4 protein-coding genes are annotated in these 2984 nt (G+C 76.2%); 3 read left to right on the top strand and 1 reads right to left on the bottom strand.

Annotation, left to right across the window (positions count from 1 at the left end; all coding sequences use genetic code 11):
- The coding region (locus G3I53_RS19095) for an FHA domain-containing protein (protein WP_164438586.1) at positions 1 to 769 on the top strand (769 nt) is incomplete at its 5' end.
- A 156-nt stretch (positions 770 to 925) separates the two neighbouring features.
- On the opposite strand, the gene G3I53_RS19090 is transcribed toward G3I53_RS19095, so the two are convergent.
- Positions 926 to 1933 (bottom strand): methyltransferase domain-containing protein, encoded by a 1008-nt coding sequence (locus G3I53_RS19090; protein WP_164438585.1) that lies wholly within the window; start codon positions 1931 to 1933, stop codon positions 926 to 928.
- Positions 1934 to 2091: 158 nt separating this feature from the next.
- Between G3I53_RS19090 and G3I53_RS19085 the strand changes: the two genes are divergently transcribed.
- Both G3I53_RS19085 and G3I53_RS19080 read left to right on the top strand, forming a co-directional pair.
- Positions 2092 to 2505, top strand: a complete 414-nt coding sequence (locus tag G3I53_RS19085; protein ID WP_164336278.1) for a globin — start codon at positions 2092 to 2094, stop codon at positions 2503 to 2505.
- Positions 2506 to 2728: 223 nt separating this feature from the next.
- Positions 2729 to 2984 (top strand): hypothetical protein (locus tag G3I53_RS19080; RefSeq protein ID WP_164438584.1); only part of this gene is annotated, 256 nt, incomplete at its 3' end.

Raw genomic sequence — 2984 nt, 5'->3', positions numbered from 1 at the left:
CGGCGGCCCCGGCGGTCCCGGTGACCACGGCGGGCACGGTGGCCCCGGCGGTCACGGTGGCCCCGGCGGTCATGGCGGCCCCGGTGGCCACGGTGGTCCCGGTGGCCACGGTGGTCCCGGCGCCCCGCAGGGGTTCCAGGGCGGACCTCCGGCCCCGCCCGCCTACCCGCAGGAGACCGGGCGGCCCCCGCAGCAGGGCGGTCCGTCCTTCGGCGGCGGTGACGACGACTGGGTCATCCCGCCGCCCACCGGCGGCCACGGCGGCCCGAACGGTCCCGGCGGGCGCGGTGGTTACGGCTACCCGCAGCCCGGCGCCACCCAGGCCCCGCCCGGACCCGGCTACCCGCAGCAGCCGCAGGGCCCGACCACGTGGATCGCGACCATCGGTCCGGACCGCGACTACTTCATGGCGATGATGCACCGCTCCGGCCCCGAGGCCGCGGGACTGAACCTGCCCGCGTACTCGCCCGAGCAGCAGCGCACGCTGACCGGCAACCAGATCACCATCGGCCGCCGCCGGCACTCCACCGGTGACACCCCCGACATCGATCTGTCGACGCCCCCGGAGGACCCGGGCGTCTCGCACCAGCACGCGGTGCTGGTGCAGCAGCCGGACGGCAGCTGGGCGGTCGTGGACCAGAACTCGACCAACGGCACCACGGTCAACGGCGGCGAGGAGCCGATCCAGCCCTTCGTCCCCGTCCCGCTCCAGGACGGCGACCGGGTGCACGTGGGCGCCTGGACGACGATCACCATCCGCCGGGCCTGAGCCACCGCGCTCGCCCGCCGACGGACGACGGCCCGGGGAGCCCCCGGGCCGTCCTCACGTCCCGCGCCGTCCTCACGTCCCGCGCCGTCCTCACGTCCCGCGCCGTCCTCACGGTCCCGGGCGGTGCTCACGTCCCGCGCTGGTCCCGGGCCGCCTTCACGAGGGCAGCGGCCACACGTGCGGTCCCTCGGGGTCGTCCAGCCAGGCCCGCGCGCCGTCGCGGCCGACGGTGAGGCCGTAGCGCTCGCGCCCCGGCCCGCCCTCGCGCTCCCACAGGTCGTAGGCGTCCCGCGGCTCGACGGCCCCGGCGGTCAGCGTCAGCAGGAAGCGGAACAGTTCGTCCCGCGTGGCCCGGCGGGGCAGCCCGCCGGTGTCGGGCAGCACCGGCCGGGCCCGGCTCACCCCGCGCAGCGGCACGAAGAAGGCGGGCGTCGGCAGGAAGCGCCCCTCGGCGTGACCGGCGTCGCGCACCGTGAGGACGATCAGCCCGGTGGCGAACGGCGCCAGGATGCGCGCGCCCGGCCGGCACTGGCCGAGCCAGGCGGGCGGCACCCCGGGCAGCGCGCAGGTGGCGATGATCCGGTCGAAGGGGCCTCGGGCCGGCACCCCGCGCGCCCCGTCTCCGGTGACGACGGCCGGACGGTATCCGGCGGCCTCCAGGTGCCGCCGGGCCGACTCGGTGATCTCCGGGTCGAGGTCGATCGTGGTGACCAGGCCGTGGTCGCCGAGCCGGTGGGCGAGCAGGGCGGCGTTGTAGCCGCTGCCGGTGCCGATCTCCAGCACCCGGTCGCCGTCCCGCACGCCCAGTTCGGCCAGCATGACGGCCATCAGCGACGGCTGGCTGCTGGAGGAGAGCAGTTCCCCGTCGCGCAGCCGGGTGGCCAGCGGCATGTCCTCGTAGGCCCCGCGCAGCCACTGGGCCCGGTCCCGGGGGTCGGGGCTGCCCTCCCAGCGGCGTTCGTGACCGCCGACGACGCCGATGTAGTAGTACGGCACGAACAGGTGGCGCGGCACGGCGGCGAACACCTCCCGCCACACCGGGTCGGTGTCGAAGGCCCCGCTCGCGTCGATCGCGCGCACCAGTTCCGCCCGCGCCGCGGCGGCGGCGCCGTCCCCGTCGGCCCGGTCGCCGGCTGCCTCCTGCCGCCCCGCGTGCGCGCCCATCCCTCCACAGTACGAGCAGGCGCCCGCGGCGGCGGCCCGGCGGGAGGCCGTGGGGGCGGGGAGACCGGGGTGCGGCTCTCGGGGCCCGGTGCACCCGGCCCGCGCGCGGGGCGAGGGGGGTCCTAGGCCCGGAGTCCTATGACCCCGCGTCTGAGAGCATGGACGGCGTGACAGAGATTCGGCGCGGCACGCTTCAGGAGCAGACGTTCTACGAGCAGGTCGGCGGGGAGGAGACCTTCCGCCGGCTGGTCCACCGTTTCTACCAGGGGGTGGCCGAGGACCCGTTGCTGCGGCCCATGTACCCCGAGGAGGACCTCGGCCCCGCCGAGGACCGGCTGCGGCTGTTCCTCATGCAGTACTGGGGCGGGCCCCGGACGTACAGCGACACCCGCGGTCACCCGCGGCTGCGGATGCGGCACGTCCCGTTCAAGGTCGACCGGGCCGCGCACGACGCGTGGCTCAAGCACATGCGCGACGCCCTCGACGAGCTCGGCCTGTCCGAGGAGCACGAGCGCACGCTGTGGGACTACCTGACGTACGCGGCCGCCTCCATGATCAACTCGCCGGACTGACCGGGCCGGTGCCCGGCCCACCCGCTACCGGGCCCGGCTGCCTCCGCCTGCCTCCGTCGCTCCCCGCCTGCCGACGGGTCCGATCACTGGACGTGCGCATTCCGGCCCCCGGACTCCGGATTTCGGTCACGAAGTGGTCAAGTCCCGTCCGAGAGCGCTTACATCCGCGTGGTTGCCTCTGACAACATCACCCCCCGGGTCATGACGACACAGGGGGTTACGGGTGGGGAGCGCCGGGGGGCTCGCACGGTTCGTTCTCGCCCGCGCACGGGCTCACCGGCCCCTGCTGGCCGCCGCCCTGCTGACGGTCCTGCTCACCACGGCCGTCCTGGCGACCCTCACCGCCTACTCCGGGGCGATCGGCGACGCGGCCCTGCGGCACGCCCTGCGGGACCCGCGCAACGCCGCCGGCACCGCGCTCGTCGTCCGGGCCGCGGTACCCCCGGACGAGCGCGCCGCCGCCGACGCCGTCGTCCGCG

The sequence above is a fragment of the Streptomyces sp. SID14436 genome (assembly GCF_010548465.1).
GTDB lineage: Bacteria > Actinomycetota > Actinomycetes > Streptomycetales > Streptomycetaceae > Streptomyces.
Note: the sequence above shows the minus strand (reverse complement) of the source record. Positions and strands in the feature narration are given on the sequence as shown.